Raw genomic sequence first — 19,277 nt, forward strand, 5'->3', positions numbered from 1 at the left:
TTACATAAATCTTATGATTATAAGCTGAAAATCACAATTATAAATTCGCTTGTTTAGAAATTGCAATGAAGTTGATCAACTAAATTCGAATCTTCTCGACCTCGTCCAGGGTGACCTGGTCGTTCGTGCGGTCGTAGAGCTTGGTCGTGCGCGGGCTGGAATGGGCGGCCATCTGCTGCGCCTTCTCCAGCGTCCCGGCGTGCTCCAGGTAGTTGGTGATGCCGGTGGCGCGGAAGCTGTGGCAGCCGATGGCGGTGCGGATGCCGGCCTTATCGGCCCGCCGGCGGATCATCCTCCAGACGTCCGCCGGCCGCATCGGACTCGCGGTCAGGGCATCGCCGCTGCGGGTGGCCGAGCGGAAGAGGGGCCCACGCCGGTCGGTTTCGAGCCCGGCGGCCAGGACGTAGGCGTCGAGGAACTCCTCGAGCTTGTGGTGCGCTGGCATCTCGTGCTGCTTGCCGCCCTTCTCCTGCAGCCGCAGCCACATCCGCTTGCCCTGCGGGTAGTAGTCCTCGACGGCCATGGCGACGACGGCGCCGACCCGGGCGAAGGTGAAGAACATGGCGGCCAGCAGGGCGCGATCCCGCAGGTCGACGACCCCGGACCCGCCGATGCTGTCGAAGAGCTGGCGGGTCTCCTCGGCCGACAGGACGGGGGTCTTTCCCCGGGTCACGACGTGCTTCGGCCCCCGGACGGCATGGGCCGGGTTGGTCGGGACGACCTGACCAATCACCAGCCAGTCGAAGAGCATGCGGATCGTCGCCAGGTGCTGCTTGACCGTGGGCTTCGCGTGGGTCTTGCCCAGCGACTCGATGTAACCCGCCACGGTCACTGGGCGGATCTCCTTCAGGTCCTGGATGCCGTGCTGCTCGCACCAGTGCAGGAAGGCGAGGGCGTTCCGGATGTAGGCCCTTCGTGTATTGGGGTTGCGGATGTTGGCGGTGAAAAACTCGACGAACCGGGTGGTCGCCCGCTCGCCCTGCGACGCCAGGATTCGGGGGGGGGCGGCCAGATTCAGTCTGCTACCCTCGTGCAGGCGACATCCTTCCTGCCGCAGCACCAATCCAGTTAAATGTTCCATAGAGCCATGACGTCAGTTGCGCCCTCAATTTTCCGACGAGATCGCCGGGATGATCCGCGGGCGAGCGCCGGATCCTGTCCCGAGGGTCCGATTCGTACGTTGGATTTCAAAACATATTATCCATGGGATTCGGGTCACCGCAGTCTGGGCAGGGCTTGTTCAGATCGCCGTCCCAGCGATCATGCTGGCAAGGCTCTTTGACGGGGACTTTCCGAAGGATCAATGCCACGATGACAAGCAGCGTCACAATCGAAAATACGGAAATCGCTGAATCCATCCAATGCAATCCATTCAACAAACTGTTGTCTCGAAACCATGCCCCATTTGTCCATGGGATCCCCACAGTTGTAATGCAACATTATTTTAATATCAAATCATTTGTATGAATGATAACTTCCTTTATCTTTCATGCTGAAACGCCACTGGATGACTATACTGCTCTGCAATACGCGTTACTGCATTGCATTGAAAGGCAATTTATTGTAGTTTAATGCAACACCTTCTATTGTGAGGCATTATGGATAAAGTTAACGTCACCGTCCGCATGGACAAGGAGAAGGTCGACATGCTGGACGAGCTGGCGAAGTCCGACGACCGGGACCGCAGCTATCTGATCAAGCAGGCTGTCGATAGCTACATCCGCATGCGGAAGTGGCAGATCGACGACATCAAGCATGCGGTCGCCGAGGCCGACGCCGGGGATTTCGTCCCCGATGACGAGATGGAGAAGCTCTACGCCAAGTGGTCGCAGTGAAGGTCGTCTGGCTGCCCTCTGCCGCATCGGCTCTGGATCGCGAGTACGACTATCTCTCGGCGAAGAACAGGTCGGCCGCGCGTAGGGTCTACTCGAGGCTGGTCGCGGCGGTGAGACATCTGGGCGATTTCCCCCAGGCCGGGCGCGTCGGTCAGGTCGAGGGTACGCGGGAGCTCGTCGTTCCCGGGCTCCCCTATCTGCTGATCTATCGGCTGAATGCAGGCCGGGTCGAGATTCTGCGCGTGATCCATACCGCTACCGATTGGCCGGAGCACTTGTCCTGAGAGCAGGTCCCCTTTTGGGTGAAGGCCGCCCAATGAATCAGCGGACGCAATTTTCGTTGATTCTTGAGCGAACAGGGTGCAGCATTGCCCCATGCATTTATCTCTGACCTTCATCACGCCGAGCTTTGCCACGCCGCTTGCACGTCCTTTGCTCGCCTTCCCGGTGTCCGCTGGTTTTCCTTCGCCCGCCGATGATTACCTGGAAGGCCGGATTGACCTGAACGAGCACCTTATCAAGCACCCGGCCGCAACCTTCTTCGTCCGCGTCTCCGGTGATTCCATGATTGGAGCCGGTATTCAGGATGGAGATGTGCTGATCGTGGACCGGGCCGCCGAATGCGTAAACAATTGCATTGTCGTTGCCCGCATCCACGATGAATTTACGCTGAAGCGGTTTCGCAAGGAGGGCGACCGCGTATACCTCATGCCGGAAAACCACCTGTATCAGCCCATCGAAATCACCGAGGGCAGCGACTTCGAGATTTGGGGGCGCGTAACCGGATCGGTGCGGCAATTCTGACCGGCCATGCTCGCGTTAGTCGATTGCAATAATTTCTATGCGTCATGCGAGCGGGTTTTCAACCCGGCCGTCACCCACCGGCCTGTTATCGTCCTGTCGAACAACGACGGCTGCGTCATCGCCCGCAGCAACGAGGCGAAGGCCATTGGCTTCAAGATGGGCGATCCACTGTTCCAGATCCGGCACCTGATCGAGCGGCACAACGTCGCCGTGTTTTCGAGCAATTACACGCTCTATGGAGACATGAGCAGCCGCGTCATGCAGACGCTTCAGCAATTCGCCCCGGAGGTGGAAATCTACTCCATCGACGAGGCGTTTCTGAACCTGGCAGGATTCGAGGCCGAACAGCTTGCCGACATGGCCCAGTCGATACGCCGCACGGTGAAGCAATGGACCGGCATTCCGGTGAGCGTCGGCATCGGTCCCACGAAGACGCTGGCCAAGGCGGCAAACCACATCGCCAAGAAGAACCCGGGCGCCGGAGGGGTATGGTTGCTCACCACCGACCAGGCCCGCCACGACGCCCTTGCCCGCCTTCCCGTGGGCGAGGTCTGGGGCATCGGCCACAGGTGGGCTAAGCTCCTTGAGGGCCAGGGCATCGACACGGCCGCCGCCTTCGCCCAGCAGCCGGATCGCTGGATACGCACGCACCTGAACGTGGTGGCCTTGAGGACCGCCAGCGAGTTACGAGGCACCCCCTGTCTCCCCCTGGAACTCGCCCCGCCCCCGAAAAAGGGATTGGTCGTTTCCCGGATGTTCGGCCGCAAGCTGACCGAATTCCAGCCGGTGCAGGAAGCCCTTGTGGCCTATGTGACCCGTGCGGCCGAGAAGCTACGCCGCGACCGCCTGCTTGCCCGGCACATGGTCGTGTTCCTGCATAACAGCCCCTTCGCCGCCGCCGAGCCGTTTTACGGGAATTCGGCCAGCTTCCAGCTTCCGCACGCCACGAGCGACACGGCCGAGCTTATCACCCATGCGTGCAACGCCCTGAGGCCGATCTTTCGGCCGGGCTTCCACTATGCCAAGTGCGGCGTGATGCTGACCGAGCTTGTCCCCGAAGGGCAGGAGCAGCGGGATATGTTCGATACCCGCGACAAGGACCGCCGACGCAGGCTCATGGCCGCCATGGATGCGGTCAATCGCCGCATGGGCCGGGATACCCTCTTCTATGCAGCGGCGGGCATTCGGCGCGATTGGAAGGCGTTCGCCAACATGAAGAGCCAGAACTTCACGACGGATTGGCGGCAGATGCCAATGGTTCAGTCCCAAGATGACCCGTAAGTCGTTTCCGAACAATCCTTTGCTATCATTGGCCCGCACCGCCGCTCTTCCCGCTACCCGAATCCTCGCCGTCCGACCGCTTCCACCAACGTTCCAGGTCGTCGCGGAGGTTGGCGTGTGGGGATGATTGCCGTTGGTTCCGCAGCAGCCAGCGGTCCCGGTCCGGCAGGTAGGCGATCTCACGGATCACCCCTCCTCCGCGCTCGGGGTATTTCGTGAGGATGCGATTGTCCCTGGCGGGGTTCATCTTGAGCGACCGGATACCCTCTCGAAACGCCAACTCGGTTGAATAATACCCGGCCGGCCCGTACCACGTGTCTGGGCCATGAATTCCGAACGGTGGGAATGGGAGAATTGTCCCAGGAGTGGATCGCCAGAGGTATCGGGCAAGGTCGGACTCTATCCCTTCATAACTTTGAATTGCAATCACGTGAACGTGGAGTTTGTCGAGGTTGAGCTCGCACGAGATTTGGATCAGGGATCGTACGTCGGCGATCTCATCGAATCCGAGCGTGATGGCCACCGAACCCCTCTGTACGCTCTCCACGACGACGCTTCCATGCGTCTGCGTCAAGACGAACAACTGCTTGAGGAACTGCGTGAGGTCGCTCGTCTCATCGAAGTGTTCCCAGGGCAAGCTCAAGAAGAGTTCCACCCTGAGTGAGAATCCCTCCGGGGGCGGGCTAGCGAGCGTCATCTCGCCATCAACCAAGAGTTCACCGACCTTGACGTCCAGAGCCTCGGCGATTGCCCTCAACGTGGCTAGGTAGGCTGGCTTGCCATTCTCGACATTCCCGATCGTCTGCGTGCTGCGGCGCGATTCTTTTGCCAATTGCTCGATGGACCATCCCTTCTCGACGCGAAGCGATGTGATCACCCCCGGCCTGGCGCGGAGGGTGCGCCCGCCGATTTTCGGTTCCTTCTGATCCCCGGACATCCGGAATTTCCTCTCCTTTCGCGGAGAATACGACCAGACTGCGCCCAGATTATACGCAGCGTTGATCGAGCGTAAGCTCCTGTGTTCCTAGGATTTGAGAGACATGCCGGGTGGCCAGGACGGACAGCGCCCCGACCCTCCTGATTCATATGGAGATGTCCCAATGAAACGCGAACAGCTGATCGAGGTCTTCTTCAACGAGATCGAGCTCACCCCGATGCTCCGCAGGTCGGTCGACGAGGAGCGGCTGGCCGGCCTCGTCCAGTCGATCCTGGAGGTCGGGTTGCTCTATCCGCCTCGCCTCACCCGACACGGCGATCGCTACCTCCCCGCCGACGGGTTTCACCGCATTCTCGCAGGCATGAAGCTTGGATGGAAGTCGATCACGGCCTATGTCGAGGAGAATCCCCTTGGCGAGGGGCAGATGCTCCAGCAGGCACTGATCGCCAACACCCACCGGGTCGAGAACACGCCCCTGGAGCGGGCCGAGGGGATCGCCCGCCTGAAGGAGCTGACCGGCTGGAGCGCCTCGACGATCGCCGAGAAGCTCGGCTACTCCAACGCCACCGTGTCGCGGCTGCTCTCGCTCCTGGAGCTGCCCGAGCCGATCCGCGAGCAGGTGCACCGGGGTGACATCACCCTGAGCGCCGCCTGCGAGCTGGCCCGGGTCGGCGACGGCGAGCGGCAGGCGGCCCTGGCCGCCGATGTCGCGGGCGGGCGGCTCACGCGGGACGCCCTCGGGGGCGAGGTGCGTGCGCTCAATAGGCCGTGCCCGGCGGGCGCCGCCACGGCAAAGCGCCCGGCGCGCGTCACGGCGAAGCTCGGCGACGGCCGCGCGGTCTCGGTCTCGGGCGAGGAGCTGGACCTCGAGGCCTTCATCACCACGCTGGAGGAGGTGCTGGCCAGGGCGAGGAAGGCGCGCAACCAGGGGATCGAGGTGGCGACGTTCGTCAAGATGCTCCGCGACCAGGCGGGCTGAGGGGAGGTGCGCGATGATCTGGAATCGGACAAGATCGGCGGATCGGGCCGTCGTCGCCTCGCCCTGGGCCCTGTCGGAGCCGCTGATGGCGCTCTCCGAGCAGGATCCCTGGACGATCGCCGACGCGTGCGAGGGGACGCTCGTGCTGGGGGCCACCGGCAGCGGTAAGTCCTCCGGCAGCGGCCGGACGCTCGCCCTGGCCTTCCTCCGGGCCGGCTTCGGCGGGATGGTGCTGACGGCCAAGCCCGACGAGCGCGCCGTCTGGGAGGAATACGCGCGGGAAGCCGGCCGTGAAGGGGACCTGCTGGTCTTCGGGCCGGACCGGCCGCTGCGGTTCAACTTCATCGACCACGAGCTGAATCGCCCCGGGGTGGGGGCGGGCCTGACCGAGAACATCGTGAACCTGCTCTCGACGGTGCTCGAGGTGGCCGAACGCGGCCAGGGCAGCGGCTCGGGCGGGCGCGAGGACGAGGGCTACTGGCGGCGGGCGATGCGCCAGCTGATGCGCAACCTGGTCGACCTGCTCGTCATGGCGCGGGGCAGCCTCTCGATCCCCGACCTCTACCGCCTGGTGGTCTCGGCGCCGACCTCTCTCGAGGAGACGCGATCGCCGGAGTGGAGGCGGGGCTCGTTCTGCTGGGCCTGCCTGAAGGAGGCCGACGAGCGGGACAAGACGCCGCGCCAGGCGGCGGACTACGGGATCGTGGCCGATTACTTCATGCTCGAATTCCCGGCCCTCTCCGAGAAGACGCGATCCGTCGTGGTCTCGACGTTCACCAGCATGGTCGACGTGCTCAACCGGGGCATCCTGCGGGATTTGTTCTGCGGCGAGACCAATGTGACCCCGCAGGTGGTCGAGTCGGGCAAGGTGCTGGTCATCGACCTGCCGGTCAAGGAGTTCGCCGAGATCGGGGTCTTCGCCCAGGTGCTCTGGAAGTACGCCTTCCAGCGTTCCATCGAGCGGCGGGACGCGGCCGCCAACCCCCGCCCGGCCTTCTTCTGGGCCGACGAGGCGCAGAACTTCGTGACCTCCTACGACATGCAGTTCCAGACCACCGCGCGCAGCTCGCGGGTGGCGACCGTGCTGCTCTCGCAGAACCTGTCGAACTTCTACGCCGCCCTGGGGGGCGGGGAGCGCGGCCGGGCGGAGGCGGACTCGCTGACGGCGAACCTCAACACCAAGATCTTCCACGCCAACGGCGACCCGGTCACCAACGAGTGGGCGGCCACGCTGATCGGCCGCACCCGGCAGTTCCTGATCAACGGCGGTAGCAGCTACCAGTCGGCCGCCCTGCTCGACCTCGGCGGGGTGCGGTCGCCGCCCTCGATCAGCGCCGGGGTCTCCGAGGCGTACGAGTACGAGGTGCAGCCGAATGCCTTCACGGCGCTGCGCCGGGGGGGGCACGCCTCGGGCGGCCTGGTCGACGGGATCGTCTTCCAGGGCGGCCGCCGGTTCCGTGACAACGGCCGGTCGTGGCTCCGCCGGACGTTCCGGCAGCGGGGGTGATCGGCTCGCCCTCGTGACTCGTGGCCCGTTTCCCTCTTCGAGGCGGAGGTATCCCATTGAACGAACAGCCCCCGCAGCACCCGATGCGAAGCGTCCAGGACACGGCCGGGATGCTGCTCGCGATCCCCAAAGTCCTGGCCTTCACGGCCGAGGTCTTCCTGCACACGCGGATGGGGGAGCGGTATGCCGGCGTCCAGGCGGTGCTCGGGTTGCCCCTGATCTTCATCTATACGCTCATCTGGGAGGGTCACGACCCGCGGCCGATGCTGGTCTTCCTCGCCCTCTACGTCCTCATGTGCCTGCGCAACCGCGTCGAGATCCTGCTGCGGAGCGGCTCGGCGCCGCGGGCGCATTCGCGATACACGGGACGGCCACGCTGGCTGAAGTATGCCCCGAAGGTCCCGGAGGTGAAGTTCAAGCAGGACTACGAGCCGTCGTTGCTGCTGCTCTTCGGCGCGGCCACGGCGACCTTCTACCCGCCGCTGGGCATCTACATGATGCTCGCGGGCGTCGGCCTCTTCGTGTCGGTGTCCTCGTCGCTGCACATCGAGCGCCAGCAGCTGCTCGACCTCAACGACCTGGTCATCGAGCAGCAGGAGCGCGCGGAGCGGTTCCGCGCGATGCGCGGCGACGATTCCTGAGTCTCCCCGAAAGGAGCAATACCATGTCCCAGGATGCACAGAAGGCCAAACTCGGCGCCGGGCACGCCTCGGCGATGTTCCGGCAGGGGGTGCGCGAGCTGCGGGCGGCGGTCTACCCCGAGTCCAACGTGGCGCAGCCCGCCGAGTACGGGACGTTCGGCACCAAGACCCCCGGCGAGGTGGCCCAGGATCGGCGGGCCGACGCCCGGGACATCGAGCACGATGCCGGATCCGCCCAGGCCTCGGCGCTCGAGCAGCGTGCCATGCAGGCCGAGGCCCGGGCCGACCGCACCGAGCCGGATCGCCCCGCCGAGCGGGATCGGGATTGTTGACCCCTCCTCTCGCCTCCCCTCCTCGCCCCGCTGATTGACCCGCGACGCCCCCCAGGCCGTCGCCCCGCCATCCCCGGCCGACGACGCGTACCCCGATCGGGGAGGCGTGGGAGGTACGCGCGGCGGCCGCCGCAGACCGAGTCCAGCGCGTTTCACCCTTCGATCTCAGGAGTTGACCGATGTTCATGAAATTTCGATGGATTTCCCGCGTCCCGAGGCTGGCCGTCGGCTCGCTGCTGTGGGGCGTGATCGGCCTGGTGGTCTGGGACCTCGCGTCCTCCGGCGGCGGGCCGGACCCCGCCCCCGCCCCGGCCGCGATGCCGACGCTCCCTCCCGTCCCGGCCGCGGCAACGGCCGATCCCGAGCCTCTCGAGGACGAGGCCGCGCGTGCCGCCCGCCTGGAGGCAGCCCGGCAGGAGGCCTGGGATCGCATCGAGCCGCGCCTGTTCGCCTTCGCCGAGGAGATCTTCTCCGGCCGGGAGGAAGACCTCGAGGAGCTGGAGGATTTCATGGTCCAGACCTGGCTCGGCGGCGTTCCCTTCGCCGAGGAGATCCTCTCGATCGAGGGCAAGGTCGCCATGCTGGCGGGCGTCTTCGACCAGGGCGCCTACGACCAGTTCGTCCGCTCCGCCTTCGAGCGGCACGTCCTCGACGTCGACGAGCTGACCCGCGTCGTCGAGGCGACGATCACCCGGTTCCTCGGGCGTGTTGAGGAGGCCGAGAACCGGCTCCTGATCGATATCCGTGCGGATCTGGACGGCATCGGCGCCGGGGACTCGCTCCGCATCGACTCCGTGCGGGGCGACGCGGCCTTCCGGGTCCACTATGGGGCGCTGGCCGCCGAGATCGAGGCGTTGATGGTGCAGGACGCGGGCGTCCTGCTCGGGAAGTTCCTGGTCGACGAGATCGTCAGCTCGATCATCACCGGCGCGCTGATGGAACTGGCCGAGGGCATGGGCGTCTCGCCGGCCGATCTGGGCATGGAGGACGTCGAATGGGGGATCCGGCTCGGGATCAACGTGCTGGTGTCGCTCGCCCTGGATGAGGTGCTCAGCTGGGCGCTGAGCGAGGCCGGATACAACCCCTCGGAGAAGATCACCGCCGAGGTCGGGGGGTTCGTCGAGCGGCTCTCGTCGTTGATCCTCCTGGGAGACGAGGATCCCGGCCTGCTCGAACAGATGGAGGCCTACGCGGAAGAACGATTCCGGATCAGCATCCGGACCCTGCACCGGCTGGTCTTCGAGGAGGATGAATCATGAAGACGATGACCGTCCCCGTCGGCCTTCTGATCGTCGGCCTGCTGGCCGCCCCGGCCGAGGCCGACGCGATGACCCGGGCCGCCCGCGAGGCGGCGGAGTACGCCCTGAGGAAATTCGGCAAGTCGGCCGCGAAGGAGGGTTCCGAGGCCCTCGCCTCGCGGATCGCATCCGCCGCCGCACGCCACGGGGACGACGCGATCCTGGCGGTGCGGCGCGTCGGACCCAGGGCGCTCAGGCTGGCCGACGACGCCGGGGAGCACGCGCCTCAGGTCTACCGGCTGCTCGCCCGCCACGGGGATGACGCGGCCACCTTCATCGTCGAGCGTCCTTCGGCCATGGCGCTGTTCACCCGCTACGGGGACGACGCGGCCGAGGCGCTGCTCAAGCACAAGGGGATCGCCGAGCCCGTCATCGGCAGTGCCGGCCCCGGGGCGATCCGGGCGCTCGGCGCCGTCGGGCCGCAGGCCGGGCGGCGCATGGCCATGATGGCCGACGCCGGGGATCTGGCCGCCATCGGCCGCACGCCGGAGCTGATGGCCGTGGTGGCGCGGCACGGCGACTCCGCGATGGATTTCATCTGGCGGAACAAGGGGGCGCTGGCCGTGGGCGTGACCCTCACCGCCTTCCTCGCCAACCCGGAGCCGTTCATCGACGGCACGACGCAGCTCGTCGACACGGCTGCCACGTCCGTCGTGCGGCCGGTCGTGCAGGAGACGGCGAAGGCCGCGTCGGGCCTGCTGCGGACGCTGCAACTGCTGCTCCTGGGCCTCGCGGCCGGGGGCGTCTACGTCGCACTCAGGCATCCGCGTGCCGCCTCCGGCATCGGCAAGGCGGCAATCGGGGTCATCCGAGCCAGGAGCGGCCTCTAGCCCAAACGGCCCGGGAACGGACGCCCGGGCCGCACGAAAACGCAGGCGTGACCGCCCGGCGGCAACCCCGACGGGGGAGTTGCCCGAGCCCCGGGCCATCGATCCGAACCATCGACATGGGGGCCTCCGCTGGCCCCAGGAGGAAGGTATGCGCGTACGTTCCCGTCCCGGCCCGGGCATGGTCCTCCTGCCCGACGGCCCGTTCATCATCAAGAAGCTGCTCTCCGCCGCGAATTGCCGCCAGAGGGCGGGCAGAGGATACATCTCAGTGGGGCTGACGCTCACCCCTCGCGCCACCGGGGGCGGCGGCCGCAACCTCTGCCCTTTCGCCACCAGGGGGTGCTCCGCCTCCTGCTTCGCGGACCACGACCGCATGGCATGGCCGCAGAACAAGCGGGCGGCTGTCGCCCGCACCCGCCTGCTGGCCGAGAATCCCGACCTCTTCGCCAAGATACTCATCGCCGACCTGGAACGCGAGCGGGAGCTCGCCGGGCGTAAGGGGCTGCCCCTGGTCTGCCGCCTCAACGTGGTGAGCGACGTGGCGTGGGAACGCGAGCTTCCGGCGCTCTTCTCGACGTTCCCCGACATCCAGTTCATGGATTACACCAAGAACGCGAGCCGAATGCTGGATTCGCCGCCCAATTATCACCTCACCTTCTCGCGCAGCGAGAGGAACGAGGACGACTGCCGACGGATCCTCGCCGCAGGGCGCAACGTGACGGCGGTCTTCCGGCGTGCGCCGTTCCCGGCCACCTTTCTCGGCTATCCCGTCATCGACGGCGACGAGGACGACCTGAGGTTCCTCGACCCCTCGCCGTGCGTCGTCGGGTTGATCGCCCGCGGCGTCGGCGGGCGTGACGACGCGACCGGATTCGTCATCGATCACGCCGAACTCCGGGAGGAATCATGATCCGGCAAAATGCCCCTTGCGACCCCGCCGTGCATCGCCTGAGCGTCGCCATCGCGCGGCGGTGCGTCCACATCATCCAGGCCGTCCTGCGGGAGGAAGAGCGGGGCGAGGCCCTGCGGGAATTCTACCGGATCTGCCGCGAGGAGCTGGAGAAGCCCTCGACGGCCGGGGAGGACACCTGAGATGCGTGTCCGCGAGGCGGCACAGCGGCTGGACGTCAGCCCCGGCACGGTCTACGCCCTGGTCGCCTCGGGCCGGTTGCGCTGCTACCGCGTCGGCATGGGGCGGGGCTCGATCCGCATCTCCGAGGAGCACCTGGCCGAGTACCTCCGCGCCTCCGAGCCCTCCCCGCCCCCCGGGCAGGGCCGCGGGGCCGAGGCCCCGGCCCCCCCCCATCCCCGGCTGAAGCACCTGCGCGTGCGCCGGGGCGACCGAGGTGCAGGGTGATCCTTTTCGCTGGGCTTGCCGGGCCATCCATGCCAGAATCGAATTCGATTCTTTTTCGAATTGCGAGGAGCGAGCCCATGAACCTGAGTCGCGACATCCACTCCCTGACCGACTTCAAGAAGAATACCCCCGAGTTCCTCAGGCAGCTGAGGGAGACGGGCGAGCCGGTCGTGCTGACGGTCAACGGCAAGGCCGAACTGGTCGTGCAGGATGCCGCGTCCTACCAGCGCTTGCTCGACCTGGCAGAGGAGTCCCGGGTGGTCGAGGGAATTCGGCGTGGCCTGGAGGACGTGGCCGCCGGCCGGGCGCAGCCCATCGCGGAGGCCTTCGCCGAGATCCGCCGCGACCTCGACCTGCCCGCGAGAGGATGAGGTATCGCGTCGAGGTCACCGACACGGCCGGGGTCGACATCCGGCGGCTCATGATCCCTCCCCCTCACGCTCCCCGCCGGGCCGCGCCCGGCGGGCGGCGGCGGCCATGTGCTCGGGGTCCTGCTGGACGTGGCCGTAGACGCGGCTGACCATGCCCGGGTCGCGGTGGCCCATCAGGTGGGCGACGGTCACGGTGTCCACCCCGGCCTTCAGCGCCTCGGTGGCGAACCCCTTGCGGAACGCCCCGAGGTGGTACTTCGTGCCGATCTTCTTCTCCAGCCGGCAGAAGGCGCAGTTGATCGCGTCCTTGGTCCAGGGGTTCCCCTCGCTGTTGACCAGCAGGGGGCCGTGCGGCCGCTTGGCTGCGAGCCGCTCGACGACCTCGCGCGCCCTGGGGGTCAGGTAGATGACCCGGTGGTACTTCTTCCCCTTGGCCTGCGTGGGCGGGAAGACGACCCGGCCGGCCTCGGGGTCGTAGAACCGGGCCTCCAGCCGCCGCAGCTCCTGCGGCCGGGCGCCGGTCTCCCAGGACAGCTCGATCAGGTCGCGGAAGTTCGGCTCGCGGACGGCCTCGACGACCGCGGCGTACTGCTTCGGCGAGACCGCCATCTCGCGCGCCTCGCGGGCCGGCTTCTTCATCCGGGCCAGGGGCGAGCGTTCGATCAGCTCCTCGTCGGCCGCCCAGTTGAAGGCGCGCTTGATGGCGCCGATGAAGTCGTTCTTGGTGTTGTTGGCCCAGTGGGGGAAGTCGGCCATCGCCCGGGTGACGTGGTAGGGCTTCAGCTCGGCCACGGCGAGCGTGGCCGGGATGCGGTCGACGAACCGCTGGATGTTCTCGCGGTACCACGCATAGGTGCGGGGCGCCTTGTGCTGCTTGCACCATTCGAGGAAGGCGTCGAGGATCGCGACGGCCAGCGTCGGCGGGGCGTCGGCCGCGGGGGCCGGCGGCGCGGCCCGCTCCTCGGGGGGGCGGGCCATCAGCTCGTGGTAGAGCCGCCAGGCCTCGGCCTCGTCGGGCGCGAGGCGGTGCTGCTTCGCGCCCAGCTGGACGTACCAGCAGCGGGTCTGCCGGCGGTAGAAGGGCTGCGGACGCTTCCTGGGCATGAGAAATCCCCCGGAACTCTGCACAGGAACTCTGCACAGGGTTGCCGGGGGAATTCTAGGATCGTCGCAAGTCGTTTGCCAGTCTTAGTCGGGGCGAGAGGATTTGAACCTCCGACCTCACGGACCCGAACCGTGCGCTCTAGCCAAGCTGAGCTACGCCCCGTTGGTGTCACGAATGACGAGGGTGATTATAAGGGTTAAAGAGCGGCTGTCAACTGCGGTCGGGGAGAGGGGGAGATTTGGTTCGAAATCGAGGGTCAGCGGGTGAGAAATTGGTCGAACCAGGCGAAGGCTTCGGCTTGCATGGGGAGGTCGAACCTGTGGCGGCCGGGGTAGAAGGTGCCGCGATAGCGATCGGGGGAGCCGGCCTTGGTGAACAGGTCGGAGAGCATCTGATCGGAGCGGCGCATTTCGGGGAGGGTGAAGAGGGAGTCTTCCTCGTCGTACTGGACGAGCGTCGGGCGTGGGACGCGAAGGCCGAGGATCTCCGGGTAGTCGAGGTCTCGCGGTAGTCCGGGGACGTAAATCATCCACGTGTGAGTATGGCTTTTGTGGAGGAGGTAGTCGCGCCAGGTGCTCATCATGCCGACGCAGCACGCCGCGGCGATGCGGTCGTCGGTTCCGGCGAGGAAGACCGTGCGGAGGCCGCCCCCGGAGAGGCCGGCGCAGCCGACTCGATCGGCGTCGACGTCGGGACGGGAGCAGAGGTAGTCGAGCGCGCGGCGATCTTCGGCCAGGAAGACGCCCGGCCAGGTGGTGCCGGCGCAGAAGAGGCTCTTGGCCATGACGCTCTCGTGCTGCGAGGCGAAGCGGTTGTACGCCTCGATCTCCTCGACCGACTCGGGGTGGACCTCTTCGAGATCTCCCTTGAGGACCCGAGGGACGTCGGCCAGTCGGATGCGACGGCTGGCGAACGCAAAGGTATCGTGGATGAGGACCGCGTAGCCACGTTTGGCAAGCTCATTGGCCCAGCTCACGCCGCCATAATACTGGTCGCGGTGTTCGACCATGATCGGGTGCAGGTCGTCGCCGATCTGCGCGATCTTTCGCCAGCCGAACGCCTTGTTACCCCCGTGGTCGTGCAGGGCAAGCACGGCCGGCAGGGGACCCGAGGCGTCGGCGGGCTTCAGTAAGACGGCTTCGGTCGGTGGCCCGTAAGGGAGTTGCCAGTTGAGGTGTTCGACGACCAAACCGTCGTAATCGAAGCGGTGCTGCACCTCAGCCCGAGGGGTGCCCCCGGCTTCGGGTTCGATCATCAGATCGGCCACGCGGCCAAGGGCCTGTCGACGCCAGGTATCGAGATCTTCGGGAGCAAACCGAGGATGGCGGAACGAGAGCCGAGCGGGACCTTCACCGACGAGTGACGCGGCCCAGGGACCATAAGCCCCGATCATGTTCGGTTCCACGGGAGATGCCTCCGGTCGGCACGGGCGCCGAGCAAGGTCGAGATTGGACCGAAACAGCCAGGGAGGCGACGGCAGGGCGAACGCGGTGGTTTCGCTCGTCCATCGCCTTCGCCTCTACACCGGGAGCGGGGCGAATCGCCTGCCGGTCGACTGGCGAAGATCGTCCTCGATTCCAGGATGCTTCACCCCGGCGCGTCTTGCAATCACCCGGTCGCCGGACTGTTGCCGATTCCTCTGCTGGGCCAGTACCCTCAGCGGGAGGTGGCGTGGACCTGCGGATCGACTTCCTCGGTGACCTCAGGAGCCGACCATGGCCGGAATTCAGCATCAGTGGGAATACCGCACCGTTCGTCACGAACGCGGCTGGAGTGAAGACACCCCGGGCGATCTTGCCTCGGAAGCCAGTGACATCGAGGCAAATCTCCAGACGCTCGGTCAGGAAGGCTGGGAGTTGGTTTGCGTCCTCGGTGATCTCAACGCCGCGATCATGATTCTCAAGCGGCCGAGTTCGTTTTGAGCGCGAGCGAGGAGTTTCGCCATCGCTTCGGTGCTCTCATTCGAACCCAGAACCAAGTTCTGAAGGGCAGGAGTGTCATGATTCGGACGGACCGCCTGGGCCTCTTTGCGATCCTTCTCGGTGCAATGAACCTTGGGATTCAGGGTGCAGCCAATTCGGATGAAGGCGAGCCGATTCGCCCACTGTTCGATTTCTCCCACGCGGATGCCTCGGCTGCGTGGCGGAGCGTGAACGATGGTGTAATGGGGGGAGTCTCCGAGGGGGCATTCCGGATCGATGACGAAGGGGTTCTTCGCTTCGATGGGACACTGTCTCTGGAGAATAATGGCGGATTTGCCTCGATCCGGTCCGTTCCGAAACAACTCGGCCTCGAGTCGGATGATGTGCTCGTCGTCCGCGTTCGAGGGGACGGCCGCGATTACCTGCTGAACCTCTACGTGCCGACCACGCGGATCGCGTATTCCTACCGGGCACCGATGCCGACGGTCGCGAACGAATGGACGGAGGTTCGCGTGCCGATTCGCGAGTTCGTTGCCAATTCCTTCGGCCGTCCCGTCGAAGGCGCGGGGCCGGTCGATCCGGATCAGGTGACGTCGATCGGAATCACCCTGAGCGACAAGCAACCGGGAGGATTCACGCTGGAGGTGGCCTCGATCGGGGTTGGACGATCTGAGAGGAATCAGAAGCCGTAGGGGCCAGCCGGTGCCTCCTGGCGGTCGGCCGGCCCCGTTCGACGGATCACTTCGCACACGAGGTGTCGCAGCCGACGCGGTTCCAGGGCATCCTGGCGAGCATCATCCCCATGCCGCAGGTGTTGGTGATCCCGGCGAAGACCAGGCCAGCCCCGACGAACCCCGGGATGACCAGGAACCAGGGAGTCACAAAGGCCCCCAGCGCGGTGCCGATGGCCACCAGCGTCCCGGCGGCGATGCGGACCTGGCGTTCAAGCGAGATGGCCTTTTTTCCCCGTACTACCGGCAATCCGGCCGCTTCCCAGGCCTGGGTGCCGCCTTCCACATTGACAACGTTTTCGAAACCGGCCGCGACGAACGTTTCGGCGGCTTTCTGAGCACGTCCGCCGCTCCGGCAGATCAAGTACAGCGGCTCCTCTCTGGAGCCGTTGCGGCCGTCCATCACCGACCTCGGCTCGAGCTGATCGAGCGGCACCAGCCGGGCCGGCTCGGCGTGGACCTCGCGGAATTCGACCGGGGTCCGCACGTCGATCAGGTCGACCGGCTTGCCCTGCTTGCGTCGCTCTTCCAGGGCTTGGGGTGAAATGGTGGCAATGCCCATCAGAATGTCTCCCTTCTCCGATCAATTGCGGGAAGCGTTGTCGAACACTCTCCCGATCAAGGCCTGAAATACGCAAACCCATCATATTGCTGACGACGGACCACCTCGACCGCCCCCGACGGGACGGTGCCGACCCCCGGCACCAGGTCGTCACGGGTGATCCCGTTGCGTCGCATCGTGTTTTCGCAGGCGACAAAGCGCACGCCACGGTCGATCAGCGAGGTGATCGCATCGGCATGGTCTGTGCGACTCGATTCCACCACGTTGATCCCCCCGCTATGACAAACGACCACGACCTGGGCCCCGGGATCGGCCTCCAGGATTCTCGAGATGTTCTTCATCCCCTGGCCCTGACGCCCGGTATCGGCGAAATTCAGGTGCACCAGGACGCGGAGCGATTCCTCCTGCTCTCGATCGTCGGCGCGGGAGCCGGACTGGCTGAGCGCGACGCCGACACCGATCAGAGCCAGGGCGGCCCAGGCAATTCTGGAGGTCATGAAACGGTCTCCTCGTTCAAGCCGATCTCGTTGGCCGATCGTACAGGCTCGATCGGCCGGCATCCCGACATGCAAAGGGGGCTTACGGTCGCTGCCCTCGACCTCGGCCGCCCGCCCAGGGAGGCCGAGCGGCCTGGTGCCCTCCCTCGACGAAGCGGCTGACCTGCCTCGCATGGGACCGGATCAAGGTCACGACTTCGGGGTTCTCACTGGTTTCGACCACCTCAATCCCTCCCCCGATGTCCGTCCAGGTGATGGTGATTTCATCGGCATGGGCGAAGATCTCCCGGAACAGGGGATCCCAGGCCCGGACCTGCCGGCCGGATTCCAGCCGTTTCGCCATCTGCCGCACGTGCTCACGGAGTGAAGCGACCAGCTCGGGACGATCCGTGACCGTCCTGGTCCGGACCCCGCCCTCAATCTCGTTCACGGTCCGCGTGATCGATCGATGATCGCCGAGGAGTGCCCTGATGTTGCCGTGCTCGGCGACAGACATCCCGGGAGTATCCTCGCCGGACATTCCGGGGCGTCGGGCCACGTTCGGACCGGCACCGGGACCCAGGCCATGCCTCGGCCCTCGACCCGCCCCGTGGCCCGGCCCATGGCCGCCTCGGCCCGGGCGGACCTGGCCGGCGTGTCCCGCCGGCTGGGATTCCGGGCCATGGTCGTGCCGCGACGGCACTCCCGGAGGCCCGATCAAGAACGCCGCGACCGCGATCGCAAGGGGGCTCATCGCTCAAGGCTCCTGTTCTGACGAGGCCGACCGACTTCATCACCTTTCCCGGACCGATCGCCGTGCTACAATGTCTCTACGCGACAAGATGACTGTATTCCAATTCAGTTGAATAGTCAAGCCCATGCCTGCCACGATTCCCGACGCGTTCCTCGACGTGATGGCCGAGAAGTTCCGAATGCTCGCGGACCCGACCCGCCTGGCGATCCTCCGCGCCTTGATGCAAGGGGAGCGGAACGTGACCCAGGTGGTCGAGGAGACCGGGAGGAATCAAGCGAACGTGTCGAAGCACCTGAAGCTGCTCGCGGACGCCGGCCTGGTCAGCCGTCGGAAGCAGGGTTTGCAGGTTTTCTACCGGCTTGACGATCCGCTGGTCGATCGGCTCTGCAAGCTTGTGTGCGAGACGATCGTTCAGGATGCGCAGCAGGCCGTCGAACGCCAGAAGTCACTGCTGTCGGGCTGGGGCGGCGACGGCGGGGCTTGATCGTATTCACCGAATCGGGACGAATCGAAGCGGTCGCATGGTTCCCAGGAGCGGTATTCGCATGGGGCGGGCGCTTTCTGGACCGGACGGACCATCCCTCCCCGGCCCGAGCCTTCGGCGGCCCTTGCCATGGACGCTGCCGACCCAAACCTGAGAGAAGCCCGATCACGCCCGCGGGTGGGCTTGACGGGGCGATCCTGACCGTGCTGCTCACCCCTCTTGGGTGAAACACGACTGCCTGAGGCGTATCGGTGAGCCGGTGCCCCGTCGAGCGGGACGGCCGACCGGTGGATCACGGCATACGAATCGCATGGTTCAATCGGGCAAGCGACTGCCGGGTCGCGTGCAATTCAGGGCGTCGATCCGGCGATTCTCCACCAGAGAGGTCCACGGAGCCCTTGCCATGATCCCCTCCACGGTCGGCCGCATCACCGAGAACTCCCCCGATTTCGCCAACCGGGCGATCCAGCAGCAGACAGAGGCACGGATCCGTCATTTTGCCTCGGCCGGTCCGCTGGCGATCGACCGTCGGCTCCGGCAGCTCGACCAGGAGTGGGATATTGAGCGCGTGCTGGAAGCCAACGCCTCGAGTCTCATCCTGGCGGGCATGGCGCTGGGATCTTTCGTCGATCGCCGCTATTACCTGTTGCCCACCGTGGTGGCAGGGTTCTTGCTCCAGCACGCGATCCAGGGTTGGTGCCCTCCCTTGCCGTTGTTCCGTCGGATGGGCGTACGAACCGCCCACGAGATCGAGCAGGAACGCCACGCCCTGCTGCTCTTGCGAGGCGATTTGCAAGGGATGACGGGCGACACCGATTACGGCCGGCTGGAGCAGGCGCTTCAGGCGATTCGAGCTGAGTGATCTTGGTTCAAATCCATGATGTCCGAAGCTTGATTGCCGAGGAGGTGATGCGTCAAGCGGGTCGATCGTACCAGGGACGGTCGTCGGTTCCGTTGGCGGCGGGGCCGATCGCGGATTCGTTCCAGCCTGAGCATGGCGAGTGCCGATCAATCTTTGGCGATTTCGCAAACGCCCCACGCGTCGTCCGCGAGACCCTTGTCCGCGACGAC

Annotated in this window: 26 protein-coding genes and 1 tRNA gene; 19 read left to right on the top strand and 8 right to left on the bottom strand. The window is 65.8% G+C overall.

Annotated features, from left to right (window positions below):
• Positions 1–79: 79 nt before the first annotated feature.
• Entirely contained in the window at positions 80–1,081 is a 1,002-nt protein-coding gene (locus tag AB1L88_RS16845; RefSeq protein WP_367097842.1) for a tyrosine-type recombinase/integrase, read from the bottom strand.
• Positions 1,082–1,598: 517 nt separating this feature from the next.
• Between AB1L88_RS16845 and AB1L88_RS16850 the strand changes: the two genes are divergently transcribed.
• The 4 genes from AB1L88_RS16850 (at position 1,599) to AB1L88_RS16865 (ending at position 3,920) form a co-directional block, all read left to right on the top strand.
• On the top strand, positions 1,599–1,835 hold the full coding sequence (locus tag AB1L88_RS16850; protein ID WP_367097843.1) for a ribbon-helix-helix protein, CopG family: 237 nt from the start codon (positions 1,599–1,601) through the stop codon (positions 1,833–1,835).
• The gene (locus tag AB1L88_RS16855; RefSeq protein WP_367097844.1) at positions 1,823–2,119 is read left to right on the top strand and encodes a type II toxin-antitoxin system RelE/ParE family toxin; all 297 of its coding nucleotides are present in this window, start codon (positions 1,823–1,825) and stop codon (positions 2,117–2,119) included. The genes AB1L88_RS16850 and AB1L88_RS16855 overlap by 13 nt, the downstream gene beginning before the upstream one ends.
• A 91-nt stretch (positions 2,120–2,210) precedes the next feature.
• Entirely contained in the window at positions 2,211–2,639 is a 429-nt protein-coding gene (umuD, locus tag AB1L88_RS16860) for a translesion error-prone DNA polymerase V autoproteolytic subunit (RefSeq protein ID WP_367097845.1), read from the top strand.
• A gap of 6 nt (positions 2,640–2,645) precedes the next feature.
• A complete protein-coding gene (locus AB1L88_RS16865) occupies positions 2,646–3,920 on the top strand; it encodes a Y-family DNA polymerase (RefSeq protein WP_367097846.1) in 1,275 nt (424 codons plus the stop codon).
• Between the two features lie 25 nt (positions 3,921–3,945).
• Here AB1L88_RS16865 and AB1L88_RS16870 read toward each other — a convergent pair whose 3' ends face one another.
• Positions 3,946–4,857 carry a helix-turn-helix transcriptional regulator gene (locus tag AB1L88_RS16870; RefSeq protein WP_367097847.1) on the bottom strand — a complete coding sequence of 304 codons (912 nt, stop codon included), beginning with the start codon at positions 4,855–4,857 and terminating at the stop codon, positions 3,946–3,948.
• 163 nt (positions 4,858–5,020) lie between these two features.
• Here AB1L88_RS16870 and AB1L88_RS16875 point away from each other — a divergent pair, with 163 nt between their 5' ends.
• From AB1L88_RS16875 to AB1L88_RS16920, 10 genes are all read left to right on the top strand, one after another.
• Positions 5,021–5,836 (top strand): ParB/RepB/Spo0J family partition protein, encoded by an 816-nt coding sequence (locus tag AB1L88_RS16875; protein WP_367097848.1) that lies wholly within the window; start codon positions 5,021–5,023, stop codon positions 5,834–5,836.
• A gap of 13 nt (positions 5,837–5,849) precedes the next feature.
• The gene (locus AB1L88_RS16880; protein WP_367097849.1) at positions 5,850–7,343 is read left to right on the top strand and encodes a type IV secretory system conjugative DNA transfer family protein; all 1,494 of its coding nucleotides are present in this window, start codon (positions 5,850–5,852) and stop codon (positions 7,341–7,343) included.
• 56 nt (positions 7,344–7,399) lie between these two features.
• Positions 7,400–7,984, top strand: coding sequence for a hypothetical protein (locus tag AB1L88_RS16885; protein ID WP_367097850.1), 585 nt, complete (start codon positions 7,400–7,402; stop codon positions 7,982–7,984).
• Positions 7,985–8,007: 23 nt separating this feature from the next.
• Positions 8,008–8,316, top strand: a complete 309-nt coding sequence (locus AB1L88_RS16890) for a hypothetical protein (protein ID WP_367097851.1) — start codon at positions 8,008–8,010, stop codon at positions 8,314–8,316.
• 185 nt (positions 8,317–8,501) lie between these two features.
• Positions 8,502–9,575, top strand: coding sequence for a hypothetical protein (locus AB1L88_RS16895; protein ID WP_367097852.1), 1,074 nt, complete (start codon positions 8,502–8,504; stop codon positions 9,573–9,575).
• Positions 9,572–10,444: a hypothetical protein gene (locus AB1L88_RS16900; RefSeq protein ID WP_367097853.1), complete on the top strand. Its 873-nt coding sequence runs from the start codon at positions 9,572–9,574 to the stop codon at positions 10,442–10,444. Before AB1L88_RS16895 ends, AB1L88_RS16900 begins: the two co-directional genes overlap by 4 nt.
• A gap of 148 nt (positions 10,445–10,592) precedes the next feature.
• Positions 10,593–11,354 (top strand): hypothetical protein, encoded by a 762-nt coding sequence (locus AB1L88_RS16905; protein WP_367097854.1) that lies wholly within the window; start codon positions 10,593–10,595, stop codon positions 11,352–11,354.
• The gene (locus AB1L88_RS16910; RefSeq protein ID WP_367097855.1) at positions 11,351–11,536 is read left to right on the top strand and encodes a hypothetical protein; all 186 of its coding nucleotides are present in this window, start codon (positions 11,351–11,353) and stop codon (positions 11,534–11,536) included. The genes AB1L88_RS16905 and AB1L88_RS16910 overlap by 4 nt, the downstream gene beginning before the upstream one ends.
• Position 11,537: 1 nt before the next feature.
• The gene (locus tag AB1L88_RS16915; RefSeq protein ID WP_367097856.1) at positions 11,538–11,801 is read left to right on the top strand and encodes a helix-turn-helix domain-containing protein; all 264 of its coding nucleotides are present in this window, start codon (positions 11,538–11,540) and stop codon (positions 11,799–11,801) included.
• Positions 11,802–11,878: 77 nt separating this feature from the next.
• Positions 11,879–12,172 (top strand): type II toxin-antitoxin system Phd/YefM family antitoxin, encoded by a 294-nt coding sequence (locus tag AB1L88_RS16920; protein WP_367097857.1) that lies wholly within the window; start codon positions 11,879–11,881, stop codon positions 12,170–12,172.
• Positions 12,173–12,220: 48 nt separating this feature from the next.
• On the opposite strand, the gene AB1L88_RS16925 is transcribed toward AB1L88_RS16920, so the two are convergent.
• From AB1L88_RS16925 to AB1L88_RS16935, 3 genes are all read right to left on the bottom strand, one after another.
• Positions 12,221–13,276: a tyrosine-type recombinase/integrase gene (locus AB1L88_RS16925; RefSeq protein ID WP_367097858.1), complete on the bottom strand. Its 1,056-nt coding sequence runs from the start codon at positions 13,274–13,276 to the stop codon at positions 12,221–12,223.
• A gap of 88 nt (positions 13,277–13,364) precedes the next feature.
• A tRNA-Pro gene (locus AB1L88_RS16930) sits at positions 13,365–13,439 on the bottom strand.
• Positions 13,440–13,533: 94 nt separating this feature from the next.
• Entirely contained in the window at positions 13,534–14,532 is a 999-nt protein-coding gene (locus AB1L88_RS16935; RefSeq protein ID WP_367097859.1) for a hypothetical protein, read from the bottom strand.
• A gap of 460 nt (positions 14,533–14,992) precedes the next feature.
• On the opposite strand from AB1L88_RS16935, the gene AB1L88_RS16940 reads away from it, so the two are divergent.
• Entirely contained in the window at positions 14,993–15,199 is a 207-nt protein-coding gene (locus AB1L88_RS16940) for a hypothetical protein (protein ID WP_367097860.1), read from the top strand.
• 77 nt (positions 15,200–15,276) lie between these two features.
• Positions 15,277–15,891 carry a CIA30 family protein gene (locus AB1L88_RS16945; RefSeq protein WP_367097861.1) on the top strand — a complete coding sequence of 205 codons (615 nt, stop codon included), beginning with the start codon at positions 15,277–15,279 and terminating at the stop codon, positions 15,889–15,891.
• 46 nt (positions 15,892–15,937) lie between these two features.
• On the opposite strand, the gene AB1L88_RS16950 is transcribed toward AB1L88_RS16945, so the two are convergent.
• The 3 genes from AB1L88_RS16950 to AB1L88_RS16960 all read right to left on the bottom strand — a co-directional run bounded on the left by AB1L88_RS16950 (position 15,938) and on the right by AB1L88_RS16960 (position 17,485).
• A complete protein-coding gene (locus AB1L88_RS16950) occupies positions 15,938–16,492 on the bottom strand; it encodes a rhodanese-like domain-containing protein (protein WP_367097862.1) in 555 nt (184 codons plus the stop codon).
• Positions 16,493–16,548: 56 nt separating this feature from the next.
• The gene (locus tag AB1L88_RS16955; protein WP_367097863.1) at positions 16,549–16,989 is read right to left on the bottom strand and encodes a DsrE family protein; all 441 of its coding nucleotides are present in this window, start codon (positions 16,987–16,989) and stop codon (positions 16,549–16,551) included.
• 82 nt (positions 16,990–17,071) lie between these two features.
• Complete coding sequence (locus tag AB1L88_RS16960) at positions 17,072–17,485, bottom strand: hypothetical protein (protein ID WP_367097864.1); 414 nt, start codon at positions 17,483–17,485, stop codon at positions 17,072–17,074.
• Between the two features lie 69 nt (positions 17,486–17,554).
• Here AB1L88_RS16960 and AB1L88_RS16965 point away from each other — a divergent pair, with 69 nt between their 5' ends.
• The 3 genes from AB1L88_RS16965 to AB1L88_RS16975 all read left to right on the top strand — a co-directional run bounded on the left by AB1L88_RS16965 (position 17,555) and on the right by AB1L88_RS16975 (position 19,068).
• Positions 17,555–17,743, top strand: a complete 189-nt coding sequence (locus tag AB1L88_RS16965) for a hypothetical protein (protein WP_367097865.1) — start codon at positions 17,555–17,557, stop codon at positions 17,741–17,743.
• 103 nt (positions 17,744–17,846) lie between these two features.
• Positions 17,847–18,206 (top strand): metalloregulator ArsR/SmtB family transcription factor, encoded by a 360-nt coding sequence (locus tag AB1L88_RS16970; RefSeq protein WP_367097866.1) that lies wholly within the window; start codon positions 17,847–17,849, stop codon positions 18,204–18,206.
• Positions 18,207–18,609: 403 nt separating this feature from the next.
• Complete coding sequence (locus AB1L88_RS16975) at positions 18,610–19,068, top strand: hypothetical protein (RefSeq protein ID WP_367097867.1); 459 nt, start codon at positions 18,610–18,612, stop codon at positions 19,066–19,068.
• Positions 19,069–19,277: the final 209 nt, after the last annotated feature.

This window comes from Tautonia sp. JC769, assembly GCF_040717455.1.
Taxonomy (GTDB): domain Bacteria; phylum Planctomycetota; class Planctomycetia; order Isosphaerales; family Isosphaeraceae; genus Tautonia.

Coding starts and splice junctions, on each gene's coding strand:
- AB1L88_RS16940 (WP_367097860.1), top strand. CDS start 14,993: ATGGCCGGAATTCAGCATCAGTGGGAATACCGCACCGTTCGTCACGAA.
- AB1L88_RS16920 (WP_367097857.1), top strand. CDS start 11,879: ATGAACCTGAGTCGCGACATCCACTCCCTGACCGACTTCAAGAAGAAT.
- AB1L88_RS16905 (WP_367097854.1), top strand. CDS start 10,593: ATGCGCGTACGTTCCCGTCCCGGCCCGGGCATGGTCCTCCTGCCCGAC.
- AB1L88_RS16965 (WP_367097865.1), top strand. CDS start 17,555: ATGCCTCGGCCCTCGACCCGCCCCGTGGCCCGGCCCATGGCCGCCTCG.
- AB1L88_RS16960 (WP_367097864.1), bottom strand. CDS start 17,485: ATGTCTGTCGCCGAGCACGGCAACATCAGGGCACTCCTCGGCGATCAT.
- AB1L88_RS16880 (WP_367097849.1), top strand. CDS start 5,850: ATGATCTGGAATCGGACAAGATCGGCGGATCGGGCCGTCGTCGCCTCG.
- AB1L88_RS16945 (WP_367097861.1), top strand. CDS start 15,277: ATGATTCGGACGGACCGCCTGGGCCTCTTTGCGATCCTTCTCGGTGCA.
- umuD (WP_367097845.1), top strand. CDS start 2,211: ATGCATTTATCTCTGACCTTCATCACGCCGAGCTTTGCCACGCCGCTT.
- AB1L88_RS16865 (WP_367097846.1), top strand. CDS start 2,646: ATGCTCGCGTTAGTCGATTGCAATAATTTCTATGCGTCATGCGAGCGG.
- AB1L88_RS16915 (WP_367097856.1), top strand. CDS start 11,538: ATGCGTGTCCGCGAGGCGGCACAGCGGCTGGACGTCAGCCCCGGCACG.
- AB1L88_RS16935 (WP_367097859.1), bottom strand. CDS start 14,532: ATGATCGAACCCGAAGCCGGGGGCACCCCTCGGGCTGAGGTGCAGCAC.
- AB1L88_RS16925 (WP_367097858.1), bottom strand. CDS start 13,276: ATGCCCAGGAAGCGTCCGCAGCCCTTCTACCGCCGGCAGACCCGCTGC.
- AB1L88_RS16870 (WP_367097847.1), bottom strand. CDS start 4,857: ATGTCCGGGGATCAGAAGGAACCGAAAATCGGCGGGCGCACCCTCCGC.
- AB1L88_RS16890 (WP_367097851.1), top strand. CDS start 8,008: ATGTCCCAGGATGCACAGAAGGCCAAACTCGGCGCCGGGCACGCCTCG.
- AB1L88_RS16910 (WP_367097855.1), top strand. CDS start 11,351: ATGATCCGGCAAAATGCCCCTTGCGACCCCGCCGTGCATCGCCTGAGC.
- AB1L88_RS16975 (WP_367097867.1), top strand. CDS start 18,610: ATGATCCCCTCCACGGTCGGCCGCATCACCGAGAACTCCCCCGATTTC.
- AB1L88_RS16955 (WP_367097863.1), bottom strand. CDS start 16,989: ATGACCTCCAGAATTGCCTGGGCCGCCCTGGCTCTGATCGGTGTCGGC.
- AB1L88_RS16850 (WP_367097843.1), top strand. CDS start 1,599: ATGGATAAAGTTAACGTCACCGTCCGCATGGACAAGGAGAAGGTCGAC.
- AB1L88_RS16875 (WP_367097848.1), top strand. CDS start 5,021: ATGAAACGCGAACAGCTGATCGAGGTCTTCTTCAACGAGATCGAGCTC.
- AB1L88_RS16950 (WP_367097862.1), bottom strand. CDS start 16,492: ATGGGCATTGCCACCATTTCACCCCAAGCCCTGGAAGAGCGACGCAAG.
- AB1L88_RS16845 (WP_367097842.1), bottom strand. CDS start 1,081: ATGGAACATTTAACTGGATTGGTGCTGCGGCAGGAAGGATGTCGCCTG.
- AB1L88_RS16895 (WP_367097852.1), top strand. CDS start 8,502: ATGAAATTTCGATGGATTTCCCGCGTCCCGAGGCTGGCCGTCGGCTCG.
- AB1L88_RS16900 (WP_367097853.1), top strand. CDS start 9,572: ATGAAGACGATGACCGTCCCCGTCGGCCTTCTGATCGTCGGCCTGCTG.
- AB1L88_RS16970 (WP_367097866.1), top strand. CDS start 17,847: ATGCCTGCCACGATTCCCGACGCGTTCCTCGACGTGATGGCCGAGAAG.